Below are 23,330 nucleotides of genomic sequence, written 5' to 3'. Positions count from 1 at the left end.
AGTCTTGTTGTATATTTATTTGATTGTTTTAGCAATTATCTTAGCTAACAATTTATCACCTTCAGCAGTAGGATGAATACCATCGTATAACAAATCGATTTTACCTCTAAATGCTCTATTTAGATTTATAATTCTGGATTTTGTTTTTTTAGCTACAATCTTCACCATTGGTATTATATCGTTAGTGATAATGCTATCATTAATATTATATTTATGTTGAAACGCCGGGAGAGGATAACAAACATATATTTGGGGATGAGAAGGCAAGTCTTTAAATGAATTTACAAGAGCAATATATTCAGGTGTAAATTCCTCTTTATATTTCCAGTTCTGAGGCTTGGAATCATTCGTTCCTAGTTTTATGATAACAATACCCGGCAGCCAGCTTAAAGCATCTTTATAGGCGTTTTCTTTAATATATGGGTTGTCCCCTTTACTTAAAAGTGTACGGCCACTTACACCGAAATTGCGAACGACATATTTGTCACCAAGAATGGCTTGCATCTGAGCTGGATATGCTTGTTCTTTCTTTAATCCTGCTCCAGCCGTAATACTATTGCCGATGCACGCAACCTTGATTTGAGCAAAAAGATTTAATGAAGAGAAGATAAACACACCTATGAAAAAGGCTTTTCTTCTGGAGGTAAGATTTACATAGAATTTCATTGTCTGGAAAAACTAATTTGAGAATTGGATATATATGTAATTTTAGATAGGAGAATCAAGTCACATAAATAGAAAAATATTCATCATAAAATACTTGAGTTTCTCTTTCAGATGTTTGGTTGTTCGATAAAGATGAGCTTCGACTGCCCTTTCTGTAATTTCAAGTTGAGTCGCTATTTCTTTATTTGTAAGTTCATTATCTTTTTTAAGAATGAATATTTTCTGAGGAGTGCATGGTAATTCATTTACTAAATTATTCAGATATTCTTCCAGATATGTATTATTCAGATTTTCTATCGTATTATCTTCAAACGTTTCAAGATGGTTAAGGCTCGTTTCGATAAACTTAGTGTTTAAAACCTGCCTTTCAGTCTCTTTATATACTAAATTCCGTGCAATGGTGTATAAATAAGCTGGAAAGCTTTTGTCTGGGTTCAACAGATTGCGCTTTTCCCACACAATCAAGAAGCAGTTTTGGGTAATATCTTTGGCAATACTTTTATTGTGAAGTAGTAACGATATTGAATTGTACAGTTTCGCACTATACTTCTGGTAAAGTTTTTCAAAAGCAGATTTGTTACCTTCTTTCAATTGAGTGACCAATAATCTTTCGTCGTATTGTAACATCTTCTATTATTGTGCAAAGATTTAAGGTATTCAGGATTAATATTCTTCAAAAAAATATTTACCTCAAATAGCACTGAGGTAAATAAGTTCATTGCTCCGGAATATGAGATTCTATTAATATCAGGCTTCCATCCATTATCATTTGTTGATATAATCAATAAACGATAATCGTATTATCAGCTCTCTTTTCATATTTTATCGATGCTGACTGGCAAATAAAGTCCAGGACATTTTCAAGACTATTATTTTTTATGATTCCGTTATAGGTGAAATGCTTCGATGATTCTGTCTTGAATATAAACTTGCAGTTATACATTCGAGTCAGATTATTGCATATTTCCTCAAAAGACTCACCATAAAATGCCAACTCGTTGCTTCGCCACAACAGTTCATTGGAATTAGGCTTTAACTCGCTCTTCTTAAATTCCTTTTTTGCAAGATTATACTCTAGCCTTTCATTAGGATTCAAGGTTCTGTCTTGCTTGTCGTCTTTTACCCTGACTTTTCCTTCAATCAGGATTACTGAAACTGTTTTGTCGTTCGAATGAGCTTTTACATTAAAGCTTGTTCCCAAAGCCTGTACATCAATACCGTGAGCTTTCACTATAAACGGCCTTTTTTTGTCCTTAGCAACGTCAAAGTAGGCTTCGCCTTCTAGAGTTATTACCCGTTCTTTTTTATTGAAAGAATTGTCGTATGAAATCCTGGAATCAGAATTAACATACACATGCGTGCCGTCAGCAAGGGTAATATCTGCCTTTTGCCCAATATTTACAGACATTGCCACTATACCAGTTCCCGAATTTGTCTGTTTATACCCCAAAAAGTAGGCTCCGAGCCCAAAGGCTAGTACAATACAGGCAGCTGCAACGTAGCGTAGAAATATCCGTTTAAAGATTGATTGTTTAACCGACTCATCTACACTATTTTCGCTGGATTCGTCAATCTTTAATAAGATATCAGTAAGCATCCCGTCCTGAGTCTCTTTATCCATTTCGTTGGGTGCAAGATGCCAGCACTGCTGATAATATGCGTAGAAATCCTCTCGGGAGTTCTGACTTTTCATCCAGTCTTTAAGAATCTTATTTTCTTCCTCAGAAGTAAGCCCCTGATAGAAGCGATCCAATAGTTCTATGTAATATTTTTTGTCCATTTCTATATTGTATATCTTTAAACGCTTTGATGTACTCAAATAAAACTGATGTTTAACATCTATTGTAAGTTGTGTTAGATGAGAAATATCGACATATAGTCTCTTAGTTTTTCTTTCAGAAATTTCATGGTACGATATAAATGAGCTTCGACTGATCTTTCTGTAAGGTCCATTTTTGATGCAATCTCTTTCGTTGAAAGCTCTTTTTCTTGCTTCAGCAGGAATATCTCTTTGGGAACCGGTGAAAGCTCATTTACAAGTTTCTTCAGATAACTTTCAATGTAAGTGTTGTTGAGATCTTCAATAGTATTATCCTCAAATATTTCCGCACTATGAATAGTTGATTCCACGAATTTATTATTCAAAACTTGTCGTTCTGTTTCTTTGTATACAAGGTTTCGTGCAATTGTGTACAAGTATGAAGGAAAGCTTTTGTCAGGATCTAATGAAATACGTTTTTCCCATATTAGTAAGAAGCAATTTTGAGTAATATCTTTAGCTGTATTCTTATTATATAAAAGTAAGGATATTGAATTGTATAACTTTCCACTATATTTTTCATACAGTTTTTCAAAGGCATATTTATTGCCATCTTTCAATTGGGCTATCAATAAACTATCGTCTGGTTTTTGCATTGTTTTCCGGTATTCAAGGTAAGTGAGAAACATCTGTTATTCTCGATCGCACAATTTTGATTATTCCTTTAAGCAAAAGGGCATTGTATGTAATACATGCAAATGTAAATAAAAATATGCTCGTTTGAAAGTTGTTAGAGTAATAAAGTGCAGTGGAGAATAGCTTAATCCTAATTTAAAATCGAATATTTTGAGCTATATTTTGAGTGTTTTGTTCCCTTCGGGGATATTACCTATAAATAGTTTTGTTTGGATAAAATATAAACTGTGTTAGCCAATGTCTTCATGGTCATTTTGGTTTTGAATATATGAAAATTGGTATTTATTGTTTTTTTGAGGTTTAAGTTTGCTCCCGTATAACGGGGGCAAACTGATTTTTTAGCAGAAGGCTTTCCTTTATTATAACCTATTGATTTCATTGATAAAATTAGTCGTATGATTCAGTTCAACATGAAAAAGTTATTTTGTGTGGTTGTTATTTTGTTCAACCTTAATACAAAATTCTATGCGCAAAAAACAACGATATCTTTATTAGCAGATACTTCTTCAAATTTGGGCGCCAGAAAGATTGGTTCTCGTGATATTTACAACAAGTCCTATATTAAAAATCTAATGAAGGATGTGTTTCACTGGCAAATTAATAATCCGGTATTAATTAATGATTTTAAAGAGCAATGGGCTAGATCCGTTTTTTATTCTGGGATTATGTATGCCTATCGTTCAACAGGAGATACTATGTATGTGAATCAAACCAAACGTTGGGGCGATGCATCGGGGTGGAAACGAGGTCCCAAATATAGGCACGCTGATGATCTGGCTTGTGGTCAGGCGTATTTAGACGCTTATGCCACTTTGAAATCTTCTATAATGATGTCCGGAATTAAGACCTCAATTGATAGCCTTATTGCAGCTCCAAAACAGGGGCGTAAAGAATGGTGGTGGTGTGATGCTCTGTTTATGGAGCCACCGGTATTGGTTCGATTAGGAAATTTGACGGGTGATGATAAATATTACAGATACCTTGATCAAATGTATTGGGACACCTCTGACTATCTCTATAGTAAAGGTGATAGTCTCTACTATAGAGATAGTCGCTATTTCAAGACATTAACCAAAAGAGACAAGAAAACTTTCTGGTCGAGAGGGAACGCTTGGGTTCTAGGCGGTTTGGTGCAAATATTATCGATAATGCCAAAAAAACATTCTGAATACAAAAAGTACGAGGATCATTACAGAGAGATTATGATAAAAGTAGCGTCATTACAGCAGCCCGATGGATTATGGAGAGCTAGCCTTCTGGATCCGGAGGAAGTTCCTGTCAAAGAGACTAGTGGTAGCGCTTTTTTTACGTTTGCAATGGCTTGGGGGATTAATAATGGCTTATTGGATAAAACTATTTATACTCCAAAACTAAAGAAAGCCTGGAAAGCATTGGTAGAGGCAGTTGCCTCAAATGGCAAACTGAGATTTGTTCAGCAAATCGGAGATAAACCAGAAAATGTAAAAGCTGAAGACAATCAGGAATATGGTAGTGGCGCATTTTTAATGGCTGGTTCTGAAATTCTTAAATTGTCTAAGGTTGAAATACCTAATAAATTGACACGCTGATTTATTCTTGAAAACGAAATAGTAATAAAATGAAGAACTTATTTAGTGTAAAAGACAAAGTTATTCTAATCACCGGAGGTTCGGGTGTCTTAGGGACTGTCATGGTAAATCATTTTGCTCAGGAAGGGGCTCGGGTGGTAATACTGGACCGTAATGTAGAAGCAGGTGAAGCCTTAGTTACCAATGTAAAAGCAAAAGGATATGAAGCTACTTTCATCCAAACTGATGTGTTAAACAAGGAAGTTTTGCTGTCGAATTATAATTCAATCATGAGTAAATATGGGCGTATTGATGTTCTGATAAACGGAGCAGGTGGTAATATGCCAGGTGCTACTATAACACCGGATAAAACTTTTTTTGACCTGGATATGAATGCGTTTAAGACAGTGATTGATTTGAATCTGTTTGGAACAATACTTCCTACTATGATTTTTTCAAAAGCGATGGCAGCTCAAAAAGAGGGAGTTATAATCAATATTTCATCTGAATCAGCTATCCGCCCTCTAACTCGGGTATGCGGATACGGTACAGCCAAAGCTGCCGTTACCAATTTTACCAAATATATGGCGGGAGAGTTAGCAATAAAATTTGGTACTGGATTGCGCGTGAATGCCATAGCTCCAGGTTTCTTTATTACCGAGCAAAACCGCACATTGTTGACAAATCCTGATGGTACTTATACTGAACGAGGCAAACAGATTATTGCGCATACGCCTTTCGGACGATTTGGTGAACCCGAAGAACTTCTGGGTACGATGCAATGGCTTGCCAGTGATGCCTCGAAATTTGTAACAGGAACACTGACCGTTATTGATGGCGGCTTTGATGCATTTTCAATTTAATTACTACTAACTACTAACTACTAATAACGCCACACTCCTGATATTCTTATTCCTTAGAGTCGGGATGAGGCCTATTTATCATTCGTATGATTTTATGTAAACAATCCTGGCGATGGTATGGACCTAATGACCCCGTAAGTCTGAGCGATATTCGTCAGGCCGGGGCTACCGATGTGGTAAACGCATTGCACCATATTCCCAACGGAGAGATGTGGCCAGTTGAGGAAATTCAAAAACGCAAAGAGCTGATAGCAGAAGCAGGTCTTATTTGGTCTGTTGTAGAGAGCGTTCCTGTTCACGAACACATTAAAACCCAAACCGGTGATTTCAGGATATACATCGAAAACTACAAGCAAAGTCTTCGCAACCTGGCTCAATGTGGTATCTACATCGTGACTTACAATTTTATGCCCGTGCTTGACTGGACACGTACTGACTTGGCATATACTATGCCAGATGGTTCCAAAGCTCTTCGATTTGAACGTGCGGCTTTCGTGGCTTTTGACCTTTTCATCCTGAAACGTCCGGGAGCTGAAAAAGATTATACTGAAGCTGAGATTGTAAAAGCAAAAGCCCGTCTTGCAGAAATGAGTGATGCCGATAAAGTGTTGCTTACCCGCAATATGATCGCCGGACTTCCGGGCTCGGAAGAGAGCTTTACCGTAGCTCAGTTCCAGGAAGCATTGGATCGTTACCAAAATATCGATGCTGAGAAATTACGCTCCAACCTGATCTACTTCCTTAGTGAAATAGCCCCTGTCGCTGATGAGGCGGGAGTTAAACTGGTTATCCATCCAGATGATCCTCCTTATACTATCCTTGGTTTGCCTCGCATTCTGAGTACGGCGCAGGATGTCCGTGACCTTATCGCAGCAGTGCCTAATGAATCGAATGGCCTTTGCCTGTGTACCGGTTCTTTCGGTGTTCGTAGCGATAATGAACTGGCTGCCATGATGACTGAATTTGGCGAACGTATCAACTTCGTTCACTTCCGCAGTACGAAACGTGACAAAGAAGGTAATTTTTACGAAGATAACCACCTTGAAGGTGATGTGGATATGTATGGTGTAATGAAGGCGTTTCTTGAACTGCAACAACGTCGGGGTGAATCGATTCCGATGCGTCCAGACCATGGTCACCAGATGATCGATGACCTGAAGAAGAAAACTAATCCGGGTTATTCCTGTATTGGACGTCTCCGTGGTTTGGCAGAATTAAGAGGATTGGAAATGGGAATAGCGAAAAGTATTATTCTTTTTTTATAGTGCTGTTTATTTTGAAGATATGAAGAAATTATTCCTATTGATTTTACTTGTCTTGAATATATTTGCTGTTAACTCAAGTATTCAATTATTTAAAGAGAAGAATAGTAAACATACTCGATTTACTGTATTGGGTTTAGGTGATTCTATAACAGAGGGAGGCAAGAATTTTCATTCTTATCTTTATGATCTGTGGGAAATGCTTTATAGTGCAGGTTATGATTTTGAATTTATTGGGCCTCATGCAAGTAAATGCAGGATTGGTGCTATAAATAATGCAGGTTATAGTGGCAAGAATGCGGAATTTTTGGAAGCACACATCGACAGTATTTACCGATTATATCCCGCAGATATTGTATTACTCCATTCGGGACATAACCACTCTGAAGCGGAAAATCCTGTAGCTGGAATTATTACTTCGCAAGAGTCAATAATCAGAATAATAAAAATTATCAATCCAAATGTGAGGATTCTTGTAGCTCAGGTTATTACAAGTGGAAAATTGCCAAAGTATTCATACCTTAAGGATTTAAATAAAGGCATTGCAAAGATGGTGAAACGCCAAAAGTCCAAGAATGTAATATTGGTAGATCAAGCAAAAGGATTTGATTGGCAGAAATATACCATTGCGGATAAGGTACATCCAAATCCCGAAGGGGCAAAAAGAATGGCTTGTGTATGGTTTAAATCTCTAAAAAAAATTCTTCCTCCAGCATCACAAACTTATAGACCTGAGCTAGTTTCTTACAAACAAGTAAAAAGAGGCAATTTGTACTTGCACGTTTTTAAACCCGTGTCGTCTAAAAAGGGGATAAAGCATCCGTGTATTATATATTTCTTTGGTGGTGGATGGGCAACAGGTTCACCTTTACAGTTTTATCGCGAATGTGCTTATTATGCGTCCAAAGGCATGGTCGCAATAACTGCAGATTACAGGATTTCTTCGGTTGATCAGACAACTCCTTTTGAGAGTGTCGAGGATGCTAGAGATGCGATAAGATACATTCGTGATCATTCTATGCAATTAAATTTGGATGCTAATAAAATTGTGGCTGCAGGAGCTTCGGCCGGTGGGCATCTTGCTGCTGTTACTGGTATTCTTTCAAATAGCATTGATAATAAGAGTAGTTATAAGCCAAATCTTTTAGTTCTATATTATCCGGTTATTGATAATAGCCCGGATGGTTTTGGCACAAAGGAACTGAAAAAAAGATATCAGGAAATATCTCCGTTGCATAATATTGATAATTATGTACCTCCGACCCTTTTTATTCTTGGAACAAAGGATCCTCTCATTTCTGTATCGACAGCCGAAACTTTCAAAAGTAAACTAAAGGAGTGTGGTGTAGCTTGTGATTTGATTTTGTATAAAGGCGCTGGTCATCCTATATTTTCATATACGAAACCTTTGACGAGTGATTTCTATAAAATCAGAATTGACACTGATAATTTTTTGAAGAAACAAGGTTATTTGAAGAAATGAATTAAGTCTAATAGTTCTACCAGTATTTGTGATATTACATTGATAAAAGAAACGAAGCGGTTTCAAATGCCTCGTTTAATGTGTGTTTTTGATGGTTTCAAAGCTCGGGAAATCTTCCCGGGCTTTTTTTTGAGTTTGGCATAGTTGTAGGGGGCTAGATTTATATGATGAGGTCAAGGATTCGTAAATGACATTTCGTAACAACAATATTGTGTAAATGGCTTTAGGGAGTTTAATCAACCGGATAGGTATTTATCACTCCAAACAATCAGTATTATCTCTACCAGTGTGGTTTGGCTCGGAAAAACCGAAATATCCCCCCATGATCTGGGATTTGAATACTCTTTCTTTATCTTGAAATATATATAGAATCTAAAACTTAAATCTGGCGGAAAATAGCAACAATACTCTATACTAGTTATGCTCTATTTTGAATCTAACCCCCATTTTCCAGCAAATAGAGTTCAGAATTCAAAACCCTTAAGATTCCACATAATGCATGATTATGTTGAATCCAATACTTATATTGCAGTAAATAAGCCAGATATCTGAGTGTTGGAAATCGACTCTTATTAAACTTAATTTAAAGGCTCAAAATCTATAACTTAGAGTTATATCATTATTGGATTATCCTCAAAGGCAATCGGAAAGACTTAATAATAAAGTTGTATGTTGTTGTAAATCAGTAGTAGTCTTTTATAGGTTGGTTGTCTGGAGTATTATATGTCACAGATGTCCTTTCTGTATTATTTATTGTTGATACTGATCAATGTTAAATGGGTATGATTCTGACTCATCATTATATTTTGCGGTTCTACAAAGTGTGAGTATAATCCATTCCTTCCTACTTGGGTAATATATTACTTAATCACGTATCCAAAATGACTCTGTATACACCCTTTATATAAAAGCATATATACGGTATATACTCTTAGCTGTGAGTGAAAAAAAGTATATTAACTGTATGCATACTGAAAATATACTGTTTGAATGAGCAAGGTCTTCATGGGAAAAACTAATTTCAGAAGATAGATCCAATCTAACTCCTTGGTATTGTTATCCTTATTAAGATTAAATAGGCGATCCCATCTAAACTTTGAGAGATGATGTTTTGGATACACAGCTTTTTATCAATTAGAAACCTCTTTATTTTATTGATACAAATATGGCATATAGATCGTAGAGGAAAATTATTACAATGCCCTAAACTATATAGGTTAGATCTGAATATCAATCATTGTCAAGTGTTCCCTACGGCTTTCTCGTTCTTGGATTCCTTTTACCTTTGCGGAGATATCTATAGATAAATAACCATCAATAAATGCCTGCTTTAATCCAGCTTTGAAAATACTAAAATATGTCGCTGCTGTATTTTGTGAAATAGTTCCTTTTTTATTTCCGCCACATGGAGCTGTGAGTAGGAAGCGTCGAAATTCTTCCACTATTCGATGGTTGATTTGAGAGAACAAAAGGGGATGATTCTTATTGAAGATTATGAGTAATTCTCCGACCCGTGTCCAATTCACAATAATCGACTGAGAGCTATTGCAATGACGCACTTTGGATACCTTCAGGAAGTATTCTATAAAATCTAATTGTTGGCGTTGATTTTGTTCTGCGATTTCAGCTTCCTTTTCAGTATAAAGTTCTAGGTTGTCGTATTCCTGTTGGCGAAGCTTTCGCACTCCATCTGCGTAGATACATGCCTCCTGATCTAATTCGCTTTTGCATTGAATAATGCCATTTGCGTCTCTTTTAGGCTTGAAGGTTTTACTTCCGTCGGGAGAGGTACGCGCTGTTCGTGTTTTATCCCAAATTGGAGACGTTATTATTTGATTAAGTGTTTCAATTATACGTTGAGGCTTTCCTGTTTCGGATTTAAATACCGGATAACTTTCAAGTATTAAATACCATTCATCGTGATATTCTGATTTCCGAAGTTTTACTGTGCTTTTTGTTTTTGAGAGTCTTTTTCTCATGGTTTTGATATTATTTGTTATCAAACAATTGGTCTATTTCAGCTTTTGGTACATATACAAACTTTCCAATTTGTTTTCTTGGGATGCTGTTTTTCCGAATTGCTTTATTTACTGTAGATGGAGAGATTCCATACTTTTCAGATATTTCTCCGATGGTATAACATTCAGATTGATCATAGATGAGTTTTTGGGGTTGTTCTTTCATGGAGGCTATATTTGAAGAGTTAACCGGAGGAAACATTAATTCAATATTAGCTTTATTAATGCGGTTTAAACGTTCTCCAAGATTGACAGCAGGGATATTGCCTTTTCTTATTTGTCTATAAATTGTGTCTCTTGAAATGCCATATAATGCTACAGCCTCAGTAATTGAAATATAAGGACGCTCGGCGGGGATTCGCTCAGCTAGTTGCTTGCGTTTCTCTTCTTGTTTTTCTTGTGCTTTCTTTTTGCGATATTCGGCATTGGAACATTTCTTTGAGCAAAACTTTGAATACACAGTTTTTGCATTGAACTGCTTTCCGCAGATTTCGCAAGTCTTTTGAAGAATAAATTTACTACTAGGCATATCAATCGTTTTTAGAATGAATAAGTAGTGATAAGTATATATTAGTCGCACTTTTACTCTACATAAGTCGCGTGACAAATATGTAGCAAATATAACATAAATAATAAGCGATGTTAATAGATAACCAGTTTTTTAATAACAAAAAACCGCTGTAAACTAAGTGTTTACAGCGGTTTGTCTTTGGTCGCTTATGCTTGTTTATGGTTTTTATTTAACCTCTTCAAAATCAACGTCAGTGACGTTTCCTTTGTCATCATTAGTAGGACCTTGCTGAGCCTGTTCGCCACCGGCTTGTTGCTGAGCGTTGTACATCTCCTGAGAAACAGCGTGGAACGCAGTGTTCAATTCGTTGGTCGCAGCATCGATACCAGCGATATCCTGTGCTTTATGAGCATCTTTCAGCTTGCTAAGAGCAGCTTCTATAGGCGCTTTTTTGTCAGCCGGAATTTTATCGCCCAGATCAGCCAACTGTTTTTCGGTTTGGAAGATCATTGAGTCAGCCTGGTTCAGTTTGTCGATTTTTTCTTTTTCAGCTTTGTCGGATTCAGCATTTGCAGCCGCTTCATCTTTCATGCGTTTGATTTCCTCGTCTGACAGACCGCTTGATGCTTCGATACGGATACTTTGTTGTTTTCCTGTAGCTTTATCTTTAGCCGATACGTGGAGGATACCGTTAGCGTCGATGTCGAAAGTTACTTCGATTTGCGGTTCACCGCGACGGGCAGGCATGATGCCATCAAGGTGGAAACGACCGATTGATTTGTTGTGAGCAGCAGTTGGGCGTTCACCTTGCAGGATATGAATCTCTACAGAAGGCTGGTTGTCAACTGCAGTAGAGAATGTTTCCGATTTTTTAGTCGGGATAGTAGTGTTAGACTCGATCAGTTTGGTCATTACGCCACCCAGAGTTTCGATACCCAATGAAAGTGGAGTAACGTCAAGCAACAATACATCTTTTACCTCACCGGTCAATACACCACCCTGGATTGCAGCACCTACAGCTACTACTTCGTCTGGGTTAACACCTTTAGAAGGTGATTTACCGAAGAATTTTTCAACGATAGCCTGGATAGCAGGGATACGGGTAGAACCACCTACGAGGATTACTTCGTCGATTTCAGAAGTAGAGAAACCAGCATCAGACAATGCACGACGACAAGGCTCAACCGTTGCCTGGATTAATTTGTCAGCAAGTTGTTCGAATTTAGCACGGGTAAGAGATTTTACCAAGTGTTTAGGAATTCCGTTAACCGGCATGATGTATGGCAGGTTGATTTCGGTAGAAGTAGTGCTTGAAAGCTCGATTTTAGCTTTTTCAGCAGCCTCTTTCAGACGTTGCAATGCCATAGGGTCCAGACGGAGGTCGATTCCTTCTTCCGCTTTGAATTCGTCAGCCAACCAGTCGATGATTACGTGGTCGAAGTCATCACCACCCAGGTGAGTGTCACCGTTGGTCGATTTTACTTCAAATACACCGTCACCCAACTCAAGGATAGAGATATCAAAAGTACCACCACCTAAGTCGAATACTGCGATCTTCATGTCTTTGTGCGCTTTGTCAAGACCGTATGCCAAAGAAGCAGCGGTTGGTTCGTTGATGATACGACGAACTGTCAAACCGGCGATTTCACCAGCCTCTTTAGTTGCCTGACGCTGAGCGTCGTTGAAATAAGCAGGAACGGTAATAACCGCTTCAGTTACTTCCTGTCCAAGATAATCTTCAGCGGTTTTCTTCATTTTCTGAAGTACCATTGCTGAAATTTCCTGTGGAGTGTAAAGACGACCGTCAATGTCAACGCGCGGAGTATTGTTTTCACCGCGGGCAACGTTATAAGGCATGCGTGAGATCTCTTTCTGAACGTGGTCGAAAGACTCACCCATGAAACGTTTGATCGAAGATACGGTATGTTTAGGGTTGGTGATCGCCTGACGTTTTGCAGGATCTCCCACTTTACGTTCGCCACCTTCGATGAATGCCACAATTGACGGAGTAGTACGTTTGCCTTCGCTGTTAGCAATTACTACCGGTTCGTTACCTTCCAAAACTGCCACACATGAGTTGGTAGTTCCTAAGTCAATTCCAATAATTTTTCCCATGATTGTATAAGTGTTTAATTGTTATTTATTCGTTTGAATGATCCGTTGCATTGAGCAGCGATATAATCATGTTTTCAAACAGTGTGCCAAACTTATTTTCGCGGAAAAAATCTTTTTTTGTCAGATTGAGACTGTCTTTGCGGTGCTAGGGAGGAGTGGTTCTGTCAGGAGTATGACAAAACGGCAGAAAGCCGGAAATAAAAAACCGCAACCCGGAAGGGTTGCGGTTAAAGAGTTGAGTTACATTTCTGCCGGATGAACGTTTTTAGCCATTTCAATGGCTTTTCTTATCAGCGGATTAAAATTAATGGTAATGTGGCTGAATGCCGGTCCGGATGGTTTGTATATTGGCATAGCCATGATTTCTTTGCCATTTCGTTCATAGTACCAGGTTTGCTGGCTGATGTCCCCGGCTTTAATAACCGGACCTTCCGGCCATTTGGTTCCTTTTTCCCCGGGAATATTTTCCCAAAGCTCTTCACCCAATACGAGAATGAAATCAGGATTCAGATCTTCCACGACAGAATAAAATGCTTTTTTCGATAAATCCCACATATCTTTGGTTGGAGGATTGTCAGAACAAACAATGCTGCCGTTTTGCACATAATTGTAAAAGGCAATTGAGCTCCAGAATTGTTCTTTTTCTTCCGGTGTGAGCACTTTGTTAGAATCCAGACCCAACACCATTTTGACGATTTTAGTATATTCGGAAGGAGACTTGCTTTCGTCCGTGAAATTTTCCTGAATCTCAAAGCTTGTTTTCATTCTGCATAAATCCAGATCGCCGTGATATCTTCTTTCGAACTCTTCCGGACTTTCACAATAGTGTGCTTCTCCGATTACCAGTACTTTTTTGTCGTATAGCCCTTTTTGATAGTTTTTACCAACCCAGGGCTCAAAAATTACATTTTCCATAGTGCGATTATTTAGTTGTTTTTTGTAGCAGCTTTAAAAGTCAAAACAGAAAAAGAGGGATAATGTTTAAAGGTTTTCGCTGAAATATAGTGTTAGTTGCAAATATATTGAAACAGGATTCCAGAAGGAGGGTGAAGCCATTAAAAATCCACAAAAGAATCGTGTTATGTAATATGGTTCTAAACAACTATCGGGTAATATCGTTATAATTGCCGTGCGAAAATACAGGTTAATAATAGCAGATAATCAAGAATACAGATGGATAAAGTGTTACAAAGACTGATAGTCCCCAAAACAGTATTAATAGGCATGGGAGCGGCACTTTGGGGATTTGCAGCCATAAGAATATTAATTTTGGGTGAAACGGCGATTGGAAATTATCAAATTCATCCTACATTAAATTACCTGATCGGGATTGCCGGATTTGTGCCGTTCTTCTGGTTTGTCTTTCGCAAAGTCAGTAACAGATATGCTTCACGCATTTTAGCGTTACCGCGTCATAAAAGTCACCTATTTGCATTCCTTGATCGACGCGGCTATATTATGATGACAATTATGATTTCCATGGGAATCGGAATTAAGCATGTTTCTGCTATCCCGGAGGTTTATAAAGGAACCTTTTTTATATCTCTGGGGCTTTCATTACTGGCCTCTTCCATTGTTTATATTGTAAGAGGTGTTCAGTACTTGCAAGCAAGATAGGATATATTCTTTTGGCTTTTACGCTTCAAATGCAGAATATGGGTGGATTAGTTAGCGTTTTGAGAGGTTTGTGAGAATTCTTCATTGCGAGGGGAGACCCATAGGACAAGCAAGATTTAGTGTTCACTCGTAGCATCCGATTTGTTCTGAAAACTATTAAAAGTTAGAACCCCAGAATTCGGATAGTTTATTACAAACGCTTAACAGCGAATATTGTACCCATATTACAAAAACCATTTTGAGCAGATTTAACCTGGAAAATCCGCTTCGGACAAAAGATAGATCGCTAATTGATTAATCCGTTCTCCTGATAAATATTGTCAGATTTATATCAATCGATAATCTCAATGCTTTCTGGTCGTATCGATTGACAGAGTGGTTTTGTTTGATGAATTCATTGAAAAAGGCAGGAGCTTAATCTCCAAACGAACGACTAAAAGAGTTTATTAGCCATGTGGAATCTCAGAAATAAAAAAAAGAGGAAGACTCCTCTTTTTTTTTATTTCTGGTATCTATAGTAATTGAGTTGCTTAAGAATATACTATAAGACTTGTTTACTGCAATTTTGATAAAGTCTCTTTTATGCGTCGCATTGCTTCGATAAGTTGTTCGTCAGCTGCTGCATAAGAAAAACGAATGCAATCCGGAGCTCCGAAAGCACCACCACCAACACACGCAACGTGTGACTCCTCAAGCAACCATATTGCCAAATCGTTTGAGTCTTTAATGGTTTTACCGTTGTATGATTTGCCAAAATAGTAGCTACATTCAGGGAAAAGATAGAATGCACCCTGGGGTACATTAACTTTAAATCCGGGGATCTCTTTGCCCAGTTTTACCATCAAATCACGGCGACGCTCAAATGCTGTGCGCATTTCAGCTACACAAGACTGGTCACCAGTGTATGCTGCTTCAGCTGCTTTTTGCGCTACTGAGCATGGTCCTGAAGTATATTGGCTCTGAAGTTTGTTACAAGCGCTTGCCAGCCATTGAGGAGCTGCAATAAAACCAATACGCCATCCGGTCATTGCATAACCTTTTGATACGCCATTGACGATAACCACACGGTCACGAAGATTTTCAAATTGAGCAATGCTTTCATGACCACCCACATAGTTGATGTGTTCGTAGATTTCGTCTGAGATAATTACGATTTGAGGATATTTTGCCAATACATCAGCTAACCCTTTCAATTCTTCTTTAGTATAGACACTTCCGGTCGGATTGGACGGAGAGCAAAGTATAAGCGCTTTGGTTTTTGGAGTAATAGCAGCTTCCAGCTGAGCCGGAGTCATCTTAAATTCCTGATCGAAACCTGCAGAAACAATGATATTTTTTCCTTCTGCCAATTTCACCATTTCAATATAGCTAACCCAATAAGGTGCAGGGATAATAACTTCATCACCAGGGCCGACAACGCTGAGGATTACGTTGCAGACAGATTGCTTAGCGCCACCGGAAACAACAATTTGCTCAGGTTTATATTCCAGATTGTTTTCGCTTTTCAACTTGGCGCAAATAGCTTTACGCAGCTCCATATATCCGGGCACCGGAGAATAGAATGAAAAGTTGTTGTCAACAGCCTTCTTGGCAGCTTCCTTGATGTGCTCCGGCGTAGTGAAGTCTGGTTCACCCACACTCAGGTTGATAACATCGAATCCTTGTGCTTTTAGCTCGTTGCTTTTTTGCGACATAGCCAAGGTTTCAGAAGGTGACAAGCTGTTTAAACGATCTGATAAAAAGTTCATTTTTTATTGTGTTTGATTTGTTTGAATATTCCGGATTGCAAAATTATGAAAAAATGCGTTTGGGTCAACTATTTAGTCACTAAAAAAAGGTCAGATCAGGGTTTTAACCCTATTCAATAGACGTTATATTTACCCGAAGGTTTCATTAATAAATAGAGACAGGTAAAGTCAGAGCCATTTCGACCGTTTAAAGAACCAGTATAATACCATGCACAAACCAATGATGAAAAACAGAATTGCAGGATAGCCATAACGCCAGTGTAATTCAGGCATGTATTCAAAATTCATCCCATAGATACCTGCCATCATTGTTGGGATACCAATTATGGCAGCCCAGCCTGCAAATTTCTTGGAAATCTCATTTTGGTAAATAGAGGTTAGTGATAGATTGGCCTCAAGAGCAGAGGTTAATTGTTCTTTAGCACTATCGATCATCTCATTGATCCGAACGGCATGATCGTAGATGTCCCTGAAATATAGTTTTATATCATCATGAATTAGCGGATCGGTATCGAAACGCATTAATTTATTGCAGATGTCAATGAGGGGGAAACTAACACGTTTTATCTCAATGAGTTTTGACTTTAACCGGTAAATGTTTTCTGTTATATTTGTATTTAGCTTTTCTGCAAATATCTGGTCCTCCAGCTTGTCCAATTCTTCGGAAAGAAAATCAATAACAGGAAAATATTGATCTACTATATAATCCATTATAGCATAAAGCACAAATCCGGGCCCTTTTTGTAACAAATGCGGTGTAGTTTCACATCTTGAACGTACATCCACAAAAGTCAGTGAAGACCTGTGGCGGATGCTGACAAGAAAATTCTGTCCTAAAAAGAAGTGAGTTTCTCCAATTTCGACCTGATTGTTATTTTCGTCCAATGCAATTGCTCGCATTACGATAAACAAAATATCTCCGTAAGATTCAATTTTAGGACGTTGATGCGCCCTGTGTGCATCCTCAATGGCTAATTCGTGCAATCCGAATTCCTCCTGTAGTTGTTTCATTAGCGCTTCGTCGGGATCACGCAGCCCAAGCCACACGAACTGATCTTCCTTTGCCAAAACCTCACTAATGTCTTCTAATTTAAGATTTTCAATCCGCTTGCCATTAGCATAAGAAGCACAATTGACTATATTGTCCATATAATTCATTTCTGTTTATTACTTGATATGTTGTAAATGTAGATATAAAATTGATTGGATATTGCTCACTTGTAATCGAAATATCATAAAAATGGGAGAGATAGATTTTATTAATCGCTCTCTCCCGTATCATAATTTTACCCGGAACTTATTTTATTCATCCAGATCAAATGCTATGACTGCACGGTTACGTTCGTTTTCTTTAAATGGTTGAACGGTGTCCCCCAGTCCTTTCGATTTAATCCGGTCTTTATTGACGTTGAACTTGGTGGTAAGTAGCCTGATGACTTCATTTGCCCGTTTTTCACTCAATTTTTGATTGTAGGCCGGGTTGCCCGTTTTTACATCAGCATAACCTGTAACTGAGATGTTAATTTCCGGATGCTTTTTCATGAATTCAACAATTTCTTCCAGTTTATACAATTCGCTGGTTCTTACGTTCCATTTGTCAATAACATATTGAATAACCACGTAAAGTCTATCTTTGCATTTCTTGCTAAGAGCATCCTGAAGTTGTTGTCTGAGTTTGTCGCAGGAATCTTTCGGGCAGAATTCATCCAGTTTTTCCTGTAATCGTTTGTTGTCAGCTAATGCGTCATTTACCTTCGCATTCAATTCTTTTACAACCTCAGGATCGACATAATCGTATTTTGTGAATGTATTCTGTAGCCGATAAGAGAAACCGGCTGTTAAGCTTGCATAACCTTCATAAGAGCGGTTGTGATTGGTTATGCCTCGTCCTCCAATCTGACCGTCAAAGGCTTCATTAACAAGCGAGTTCTGAAGTTCTATATTTCCACTTAAACGGTCCGTAAGCTTAATGTTCAGAACTGTTCCCAGTTTACCTATGATTTCATTGTCAGTTGGAATTCCTTTATATCTGAACATGTGTCCCCAACCGACACCGGCATATAAATATACATCAAGAGGTCTGTTTATGTCGTATTCTTTCCATAAATTAATCAGATTGATCATGAAATCAAGATGCAGATCCATGTAACGCATTCTTTGATAATAACCTTTACCATCTTTGTCTTTTGGCGGTTTATGGTTTAATACAGGGTCAACACCTTGCGTGCCGTCGTTAATGAGTTTATTCCATGTGTAAACGCCTTCATAGTTCAATCCGTCATTCCAGCCTTTCAGCCACATTCCTTCAGTTTGTAATCGTAAGCCATAAGATGGGCGGAGCCATTTGCCTACTGATAATTTGATATTTGGGGTAATTGCCCCAAAAAAACCGTCAGGATTATAGTTGTCATCTTCCCCAAAATAGTGGTTAACACCACCGGTCGCACTAACAAACCAATTATCCCAAAATCCGGCTTCGAAGAAGGATTTGGGTTTGGATGATGTTTCTGATTGCCGGATTGCTCTTTGAGCAAAAACGGATGATGCCACGAGTGACAATACCACTGCCGACAAAATAGTAAATGTAGAGCGTTTCATTGTCTATTTAAGTTTTAGGAATAATAATAAGATGAGGAATGTAATATTTCAGTATTAAGGATGTTTTTTAGTTGCTTAGTTACATGCAAATGTATTGCCGGTTTATAGTTACAAATAATAACAGGGCAATTCTTATAGCTGCGATGACAATTCGTTGATATATAATGGCAAAAGCTTAGGTTGAGGTTTTAACTCTACGATGATTGTCTCTGTCAATAAAACTGTCTTAGTTCAAACTAATCAAATGTTTGTTTAAAATCGTAGTATGCCTTTGGTATTATAACAAAGAAAATCAGAGTTTGTTTCCCTGTAAAAAGGTGATGATATAAAATCACCCAATGGTTCTATTATTTTCCAATAACTATTATTCCCGAAACATAATAAGAAGTAACTTTGTTATATTCGCTCAAATAAGAATTTTGTAACAATAACTAACTATGGAGTTGAGTATAATATTTGATTACCTTAAACGACTTGAAAAGAATAATAACCGAGAGTGGTTTGCTGCTAATAAGAATGAATTCGAATTGGCTCGTGATGTTTTTACAAAGTTCGTCGATTGCCTGATTAATGAGGTGACTAAATTTGATCCGTCAGTTAAAGGATTAGAGGCGAAAGATGCTATTTTTAGAATTTACAGGGATACCCGTTTTTCTCCGGATAAAACGCCGTACAAGATTCATTTTGCAGCATTTATCGCTTCTGGCGGACGCAAAAGCGCCAGAGGTGGATATTATCTGCATTTGCAACCGGGTGAATGTGGAATAGCCGGGGGGATCTATGGCCCACAACCAGAGGTGTTAAAGGCTCTTCGTCAAAGTGTTTTTGAGAATATAGAAGAATTTCTGGAGATTGTGAAGAACCCTGATTTTGAGGTTTATTATAAGGAAATGTATGGCGAGAAACTTAAATCAGTTCCCCGCCCATTTCCAAAAGATTTTATTCATGGCGAATGGCTTAAGCCCAAACATTATTGTGTGGACACTGCATTGTCCGATGAGTTTTTCTGCCAGCCTGATTCATTGCAACGGACAACCGATATTATGAGGCTATTGTATCCGATGAACCGGTTTTTGAATTTTGCTGTAGATGAATTGTATGGATTATCTTGATTTGGGTTTCCGGGCTACTAATACAAACATATCGTATGATTTGAGAGAGCCCTGCTCTGTTTTTTTGTGAATAGAATGGAACTTATAGCACCATTCAACTTCAAAACCGACTTTTTGACAGAGTCTGCTTAGCGTTTTGGGATGGATACCATTGTGAGGAACAATCTCCGGTGAATGAAAACTTCCATCCTCGGGCATCAGGTCTCCGATGATTACTAAGCCATCTTCATGAAGTTTTTGATAGAATTTGCGAAGAATGTCAATATGATTATCAACGTGATGAAGAGTCATGAGCGAAACGATAATATTGTTATGCTCTTCCGTCTTTTCAATGTCATGAGGGTAAACGTGTACGTTTTGGTGCCCGGCATCCTGGATCTTTGTCATTAAAACCTCGAGCATGGCGGGTGAGGTGTCGACCATTTTTACTTTTTCAGCTTCAGGTGCAAAGTGTAATCCAATCATCCCTGTGCCGCAGCCAAAATCCAATACATGAGTTGCCGGTTTGATTTGTGTGTGTTTTCTGATGATGTTGATAAACTTTTTTGTCATTTCTCTTCGCACAGAGTTGTTGTCCCAGTTTGTGGCTTTGGTGGCGAATTGATCAACCATAAAGGATAGATTTTAATTGGTTAATATTTGATGTTTATTTTGATGGTCTGATTAGTGCTTCTGGTTTTGGCAAAGTTATAATAATCAGGTTTGATTGCTAGGAATATAATGTTAAATATGGTTTGATGTGCTTTGTATTCTAAATAGTTGAATGAAAGTTACTATTCTTGTTCTTCGGGTACATAATCATAAGGGAGAAGTGCACCCCATCTTTTTGTTGTGAATTTTCCTCCAAATAAAATATTGTTATCCGGTGTAGTGCCATTTGCCCGGATGGTGCAAGTGTCACTCTTGAATAACATTTCAGAATTGTTATCCGGTGAAATTCCGGTTCTGAATCTTTCCCATATATTACCGACTCTATTTTTATGAGATTGGATGGTTAAATCGGCCGGTTTGCCATTTAAATGGTCGAAGTAATAGATGTATAAAGTCTTTTTTTTTAGTCCTGATATCAAAAGTTCTTTTGATTTGGTGTATTGCATAAAGGGACTTATGTCAATAAAGACCTTTTGGACTTCTTTTGTCTCTTTATTGTATGTCTGGGTGGCGATTAAGTAACCGTTTTCTTTCAATCTGTCGAAAAACAATGAGTGAAAAAAATGTTTGACAGAATTATAATACACTTTTTCCCTGTTACTTTCAAATTTACGTTGTTGTCTCGGTGTTGTTCCGCTATATTGCGAGAATCGACAATAAGACCAAGAGTCGCAATCCTCCCAGTATTTGTGCTTTTTCAGGGAGAATCTGACAAGATCTACAAATACCGTGTACCCTAATAGTGGAAGTTCAATCATTAACGGAGCTTTTGATTGTACGGAAAAAACCGGGGTGCAGGTAATTATAGTTGAGCTGTCAGCGGACCATTGGCTGTTTTCTCCTATTGATTTGTACTTTCTTTGTTTTACGAAATCCATTGAGTCGGATGAGCGCCTCACTGTGTCTGTGCGATGAGAAAAGATTAAGACGCTGTCATTTCTGAGTATTGCATGACTGCCCCAATAGTCATCGCCCAGAAATGCGAGTTTGAACTCCCTGATGTTTTTGTCCCGCATGCTCTTGTCCGCAACCTGTACTTCGTTCAGTAGCCGGGTTTTTTCCCTGATGTATATTGTGATTTCTTTGGGACTATTTTCATTGATTATGTTCGTATTTACATTGTATGCCACGTGACTTACAACGAGCTGACAAGGGAAAGTTACATCTTTTAATGAGAAATGTCCTTTCGCATCAGTATATGCCCCGATTGTGGTTCCACTGATATAGACCGAAGCGTAATCAATCGGAATTTTGGTGGTTTCATCCAGGATTGTACCGGTTAATATGTTTTGACAATGGGTAATTTGATTGATGAAAAAGAGAAAGAGCAGTAGTGTTTTTACTTTCCTGATTTTGTTTTTCATGGTATAATAAGGTTGTATATGTGTAGTTTTTATGTCTGGATTCTCGAATTATGCGATTTGCCAACAAATATATTTATAAAACTGTTTCATTACACTTTCGTTATGTGAAATTTAATGCGATTGGCTTCTGATTTTTTCAATGACTGCAATTATCCGTTTGATGATTCTTAATCAGAGAGGCTCTTTACCAGTTGAATTAGAGGGTTGGGAGTGGGGCTTTGCATTTACATTTTGTTGGTAAGTCAATGAAGTTGTTGTAAATTTGCGACTCAATAAAGCATAAATGGCAGAAAAAGTCACTATATACGATCTTGCAAAGCAATTAAATACCACGGCATCAACTGTTTCGAGGGCGCTGCAAAATCATCCACGCATAAGCAAAAAGATGAAAGCCCGGGTGATGGAATTGGCCGAAAAGCTGAATTTTCAGCCCGATCCGGTGGCTATGCACCTGCGTACTGGCCGGAGTTCGGTGATTGCAGTGATTGTACCGCGTGTCAGCCGAAACTTTTTTGCCTCCGTCATCACCGGAATTGAGCAGGTGGCTTACCAAAACGGTTACAGTGTCATTATTTCCCAATCAAACGAGCAATACGAAACTGAAAAAGCTATTGCTAAAGCGCTGTTGAATAAAAAAATTGATGCGCTGGCTGTGTCTATCTCTGCCGAGACAACCGATTATTCCCACTTTCAGCCTTTTATCAACAAAGGGACCCCAATTGTCTTTTTTGACCGTGTTCCAGAATCGCTGAATGTCAGCAAGGTGGAGGTGGATAACTATGAGGCTGCTTTTCAGGCTGTAGAGCACCTTATTGCTCAGGGTTGCCGGAAGATTTATCACCTCTCCGGTCCGATGACTTTAAGTGTTTACAAAAACCGGATGCAGGGGTATAAAGATGCAATGAAGAAGCATGGTATTGAACCGCAGGAGAATTGGTTTTACCAAAATGCGATTACACTCGAAACGGGGACGGAAGCAACAAAACAGATTATCCAGTCAGGAGATTTGCCCGATGCAATTCTCGCAGCAGGGGATTTTTCGGCCATCGGTGTGATACTGACGTTGAAAAAGGCGGGGATTCGTATTCCGGATGATATTGCAGTGGTTGGATTCGCCAACGAGACATTCGATATCTTCATAGATCCGGAGCTTACCTCTGTGGATCTGGATAGTCAGCAGTTAGGTGAGACTTCAGCTGAAATCCTGATAGAGCAACTCAACCAATCCCCCGAAGAACGTGAGGAGAAACACATTAAATTTCCTCCGAAACTGATGATACGAGATTCTTCTCTGAAAGCAAAAAAATACGATTAAGCGAA

Annotated in this window: 19 protein-coding genes and 1 pseudogene; 7 read left to right on the top strand and 13 right to left on the bottom strand. The window is 38.2% G+C overall.

Annotated elements, in window-relative coordinates; genetic code table 11:
* Positions 1–15: 15 nt before the first annotated feature.
* The 4 genes from MLE17_RS17295 to MLE17_RS17280 form a co-directional block, all read right to left on the bottom strand.
* Positions 16–666: a GDSL-type esterase/lipase family protein gene (locus tag MLE17_RS17295; protein ID WP_243349986.1), complete on the bottom strand. Its 651-nt coding sequence runs from the start codon at positions 664–666 to the stop codon at positions 16–18.
* 60 nt (positions 667–726) lie between these two features.
* Positions 727–1,293, bottom strand: a complete 567-nt coding sequence (locus MLE17_RS17290) for an RNA polymerase sigma factor (RefSeq protein WP_243349985.1) — start codon at positions 1,291–1,293, stop codon at positions 727–729.
* Between the two features lie 154 nt (positions 1,294–1,447).
* Positions 1,448–2,446 (bottom strand): FecR family protein, encoded by a 999-nt coding sequence (locus MLE17_RS17285; protein ID WP_243349983.1) that lies wholly within the window; start codon positions 2,444–2,446, stop codon positions 1,448–1,450.
* A 74-nt stretch (positions 2,447–2,520) separates the two neighbouring features.
* A complete protein-coding gene (locus MLE17_RS17280) occupies positions 2,521–3,081 on the bottom strand; it encodes an RNA polymerase sigma factor (protein ID WP_243349982.1) in 561 nt (186 codons plus the stop codon).
* Positions 3,082–3,531: 450 nt separating this feature from the next.
* Between MLE17_RS17280 and MLE17_RS17275 the strand changes: the two genes are divergently transcribed.
* The 4 genes from MLE17_RS17275 (at position 3,532) to MLE17_RS17260 (ending at position 8,276) form a co-directional block, all read left to right on the top strand.
* A complete protein-coding gene (locus MLE17_RS17275) occupies positions 3,532–4,689 on the top strand; it encodes a glycoside hydrolase family 105 protein (protein ID WP_243349980.1) in 1,158 nt (385 codons plus the stop codon).
* A gap of 29 nt (positions 4,690–4,718) precedes the next feature.
* Complete coding sequence (locus MLE17_RS17270) at positions 4,719–5,531, top strand: SDR family oxidoreductase (RefSeq protein WP_243349979.1); 813 nt, start codon at positions 4,719–4,721, stop codon at positions 5,529–5,531.
* Between the two features lie 86 nt (positions 5,532–5,617).
* Positions 5,618–6,796, top strand: a complete 1,179-nt coding sequence (uxuA, locus tag MLE17_RS17265) for a mannonate dehydratase (protein ID WP_243349978.1) — start codon at positions 5,618–5,620, stop codon at positions 6,794–6,796.
* A 19-nt stretch (positions 6,797–6,815) separates the two neighbouring features.
* The gene (locus MLE17_RS17260; protein WP_243349977.1) at positions 6,816–8,276 is read left to right on the top strand and encodes an alpha/beta hydrolase fold domain-containing protein; all 1,461 of its coding nucleotides are present in this window, start codon (positions 6,816–6,818) and stop codon (positions 8,274–8,276) included.
* Positions 8,277–9,502: 1,226 nt separating this feature from the next.
* Here MLE17_RS17260 and MLE17_RS17255 read toward each other — a convergent pair.
* The 4 genes and pseudogenes from MLE17_RS17255 to MLE17_RS17240 all read right to left on the bottom strand — a co-directional run.
* Positions 9,503–10,255: pseudogene (locus tag MLE17_RS17255) on the bottom strand (phage integrase SAM-like domain and Arm DNA-binding domain-containing protein); the annotation flags it as partial.
* 10 nt (positions 10,256–10,265) lie between these two features.
* Positions 10,266–10,823, bottom strand: a complete 558-nt coding sequence (locus MLE17_RS17250; protein ID WP_243349976.1) for a helix-turn-helix domain-containing protein — start codon at positions 10,821–10,823, stop codon at positions 10,266–10,268.
* A gap of 207 nt (positions 10,824–11,030) precedes the next feature.
* Positions 11,031–12,920 carry a molecular chaperone DnaK gene (gene dnaK / locus MLE17_RS17245; RefSeq protein ID WP_243349975.1) on the bottom strand — a complete coding sequence of 630 codons (1,890 nt, stop codon included), beginning with the start codon at positions 12,918–12,920 and terminating at the stop codon, positions 11,031–11,033.
* Positions 12,921–13,160: 240 nt separating this feature from the next.
* The gene (locus tag MLE17_RS17240) at positions 13,161–13,835 is read right to left on the bottom strand and encodes a hypothetical protein (RefSeq protein WP_243349973.1); all 675 of its coding nucleotides are present in this window, start codon (positions 13,833–13,835) and stop codon (positions 13,161–13,163) included.
* 258 nt (positions 13,836–14,093) lie between these two features.
* On the opposite strand from MLE17_RS17240, the gene MLE17_RS17235 reads away from it, so the two are divergent.
* On the top strand, positions 14,094–14,537 hold the full coding sequence (locus MLE17_RS17235; RefSeq protein ID WP_243349972.1) for a hypothetical protein: 444 nt from the start codon (positions 14,094–14,096) through the stop codon (positions 14,535–14,537).
* Positions 14,538–15,091: 554 nt separating this feature from the next.
* Here MLE17_RS17235 and MLE17_RS17230 read toward each other — a convergent pair.
* The 3 genes from MLE17_RS17230 to MLE17_RS17220 form a co-directional block, all read right to left on the bottom strand.
* Positions 15,092–16,285 carry a pyridoxal phosphate-dependent aminotransferase gene (locus MLE17_RS17230; RefSeq protein ID WP_243349970.1) on the bottom strand — a complete coding sequence of 398 codons (1,194 nt, stop codon included), beginning with the start codon at positions 16,283–16,285 and terminating at the stop codon, positions 15,092–15,094.
* Between the two features lie 168 nt (positions 16,286–16,453).
* The gene (gene corA, locus MLE17_RS17225) at positions 16,454–17,434 is read right to left on the bottom strand and encodes a magnesium/cobalt transporter CorA (RefSeq protein ID WP_243349969.1); all 981 of its coding nucleotides are present in this window, start codon (positions 17,432–17,434) and stop codon (positions 16,454–16,456) included.
* A 153-nt stretch (positions 17,435–17,587) separates the two neighbouring features.
* Positions 17,588–18,883 carry an OmpA family protein gene (locus tag MLE17_RS17220; RefSeq protein WP_243349968.1) on the bottom strand — a complete coding sequence of 432 codons (1,296 nt, stop codon included), beginning with the start codon at positions 18,881–18,883 and terminating at the stop codon, positions 17,588–17,590.
* 437 nt (positions 18,884–19,320) lie between these two features.
* Between MLE17_RS17220 and MLE17_RS17215 the strand changes: the two genes are divergently transcribed.
* On the top strand, positions 19,321–19,995 hold the full coding sequence (locus MLE17_RS17215; RefSeq protein WP_243349966.1) for a DUF2461 domain-containing protein: 675 nt from the start codon (positions 19,321–19,323) through the stop codon (positions 19,993–19,995).
* Here MLE17_RS17215 and MLE17_RS17210 read toward each other — a convergent pair.
* Positions 19,987–20,607 (bottom strand): class I SAM-dependent DNA methyltransferase, encoded by a 621-nt coding sequence (locus MLE17_RS17210; protein ID WP_243349965.1) that lies wholly within the window; start codon positions 20,605–20,607, stop codon positions 19,987–19,989. The two genes, MLE17_RS17215 and MLE17_RS17210, sit on opposite strands and share 9 nt — an antisense overlap.
* Before the next feature lie 161 nt (positions 20,608–20,768).
* Entirely contained in the window at positions 20,769–22,010 is a 1,242-nt protein-coding gene (locus tag MLE17_RS17205; RefSeq protein ID WP_243349964.1) for a carboxypeptidase-like regulatory domain-containing protein, read from the bottom strand.
* A 283-nt stretch (positions 22,011–22,293) separates the two neighbouring features.
* Between MLE17_RS17205 and MLE17_RS17200 the strand changes: the two genes are divergently transcribed.
* The gene (locus tag MLE17_RS17200) at positions 22,294–23,325 is read left to right on the top strand and encodes a LacI family DNA-binding transcriptional regulator (RefSeq protein WP_243349963.1); all 1,032 of its coding nucleotides are present in this window, start codon (positions 22,294–22,296) and stop codon (positions 23,323–23,325) included.
* Positions 23,326–23,330 lie beyond the last annotated feature (5 nt).

This window comes from Parabacteroides sp. FAFU027 (genome assembly GCF_022808675.1).
Classification (GTDB): Bacteria; Bacteroidota; Bacteroidia; order Bacteroidales; family UBA7332; genus CAXXIC01.
The sequence above is the reverse complement of the archived record's forward strand: the minus strand, read 5'-3'. Positions and strand labels throughout refer to the sequence as shown.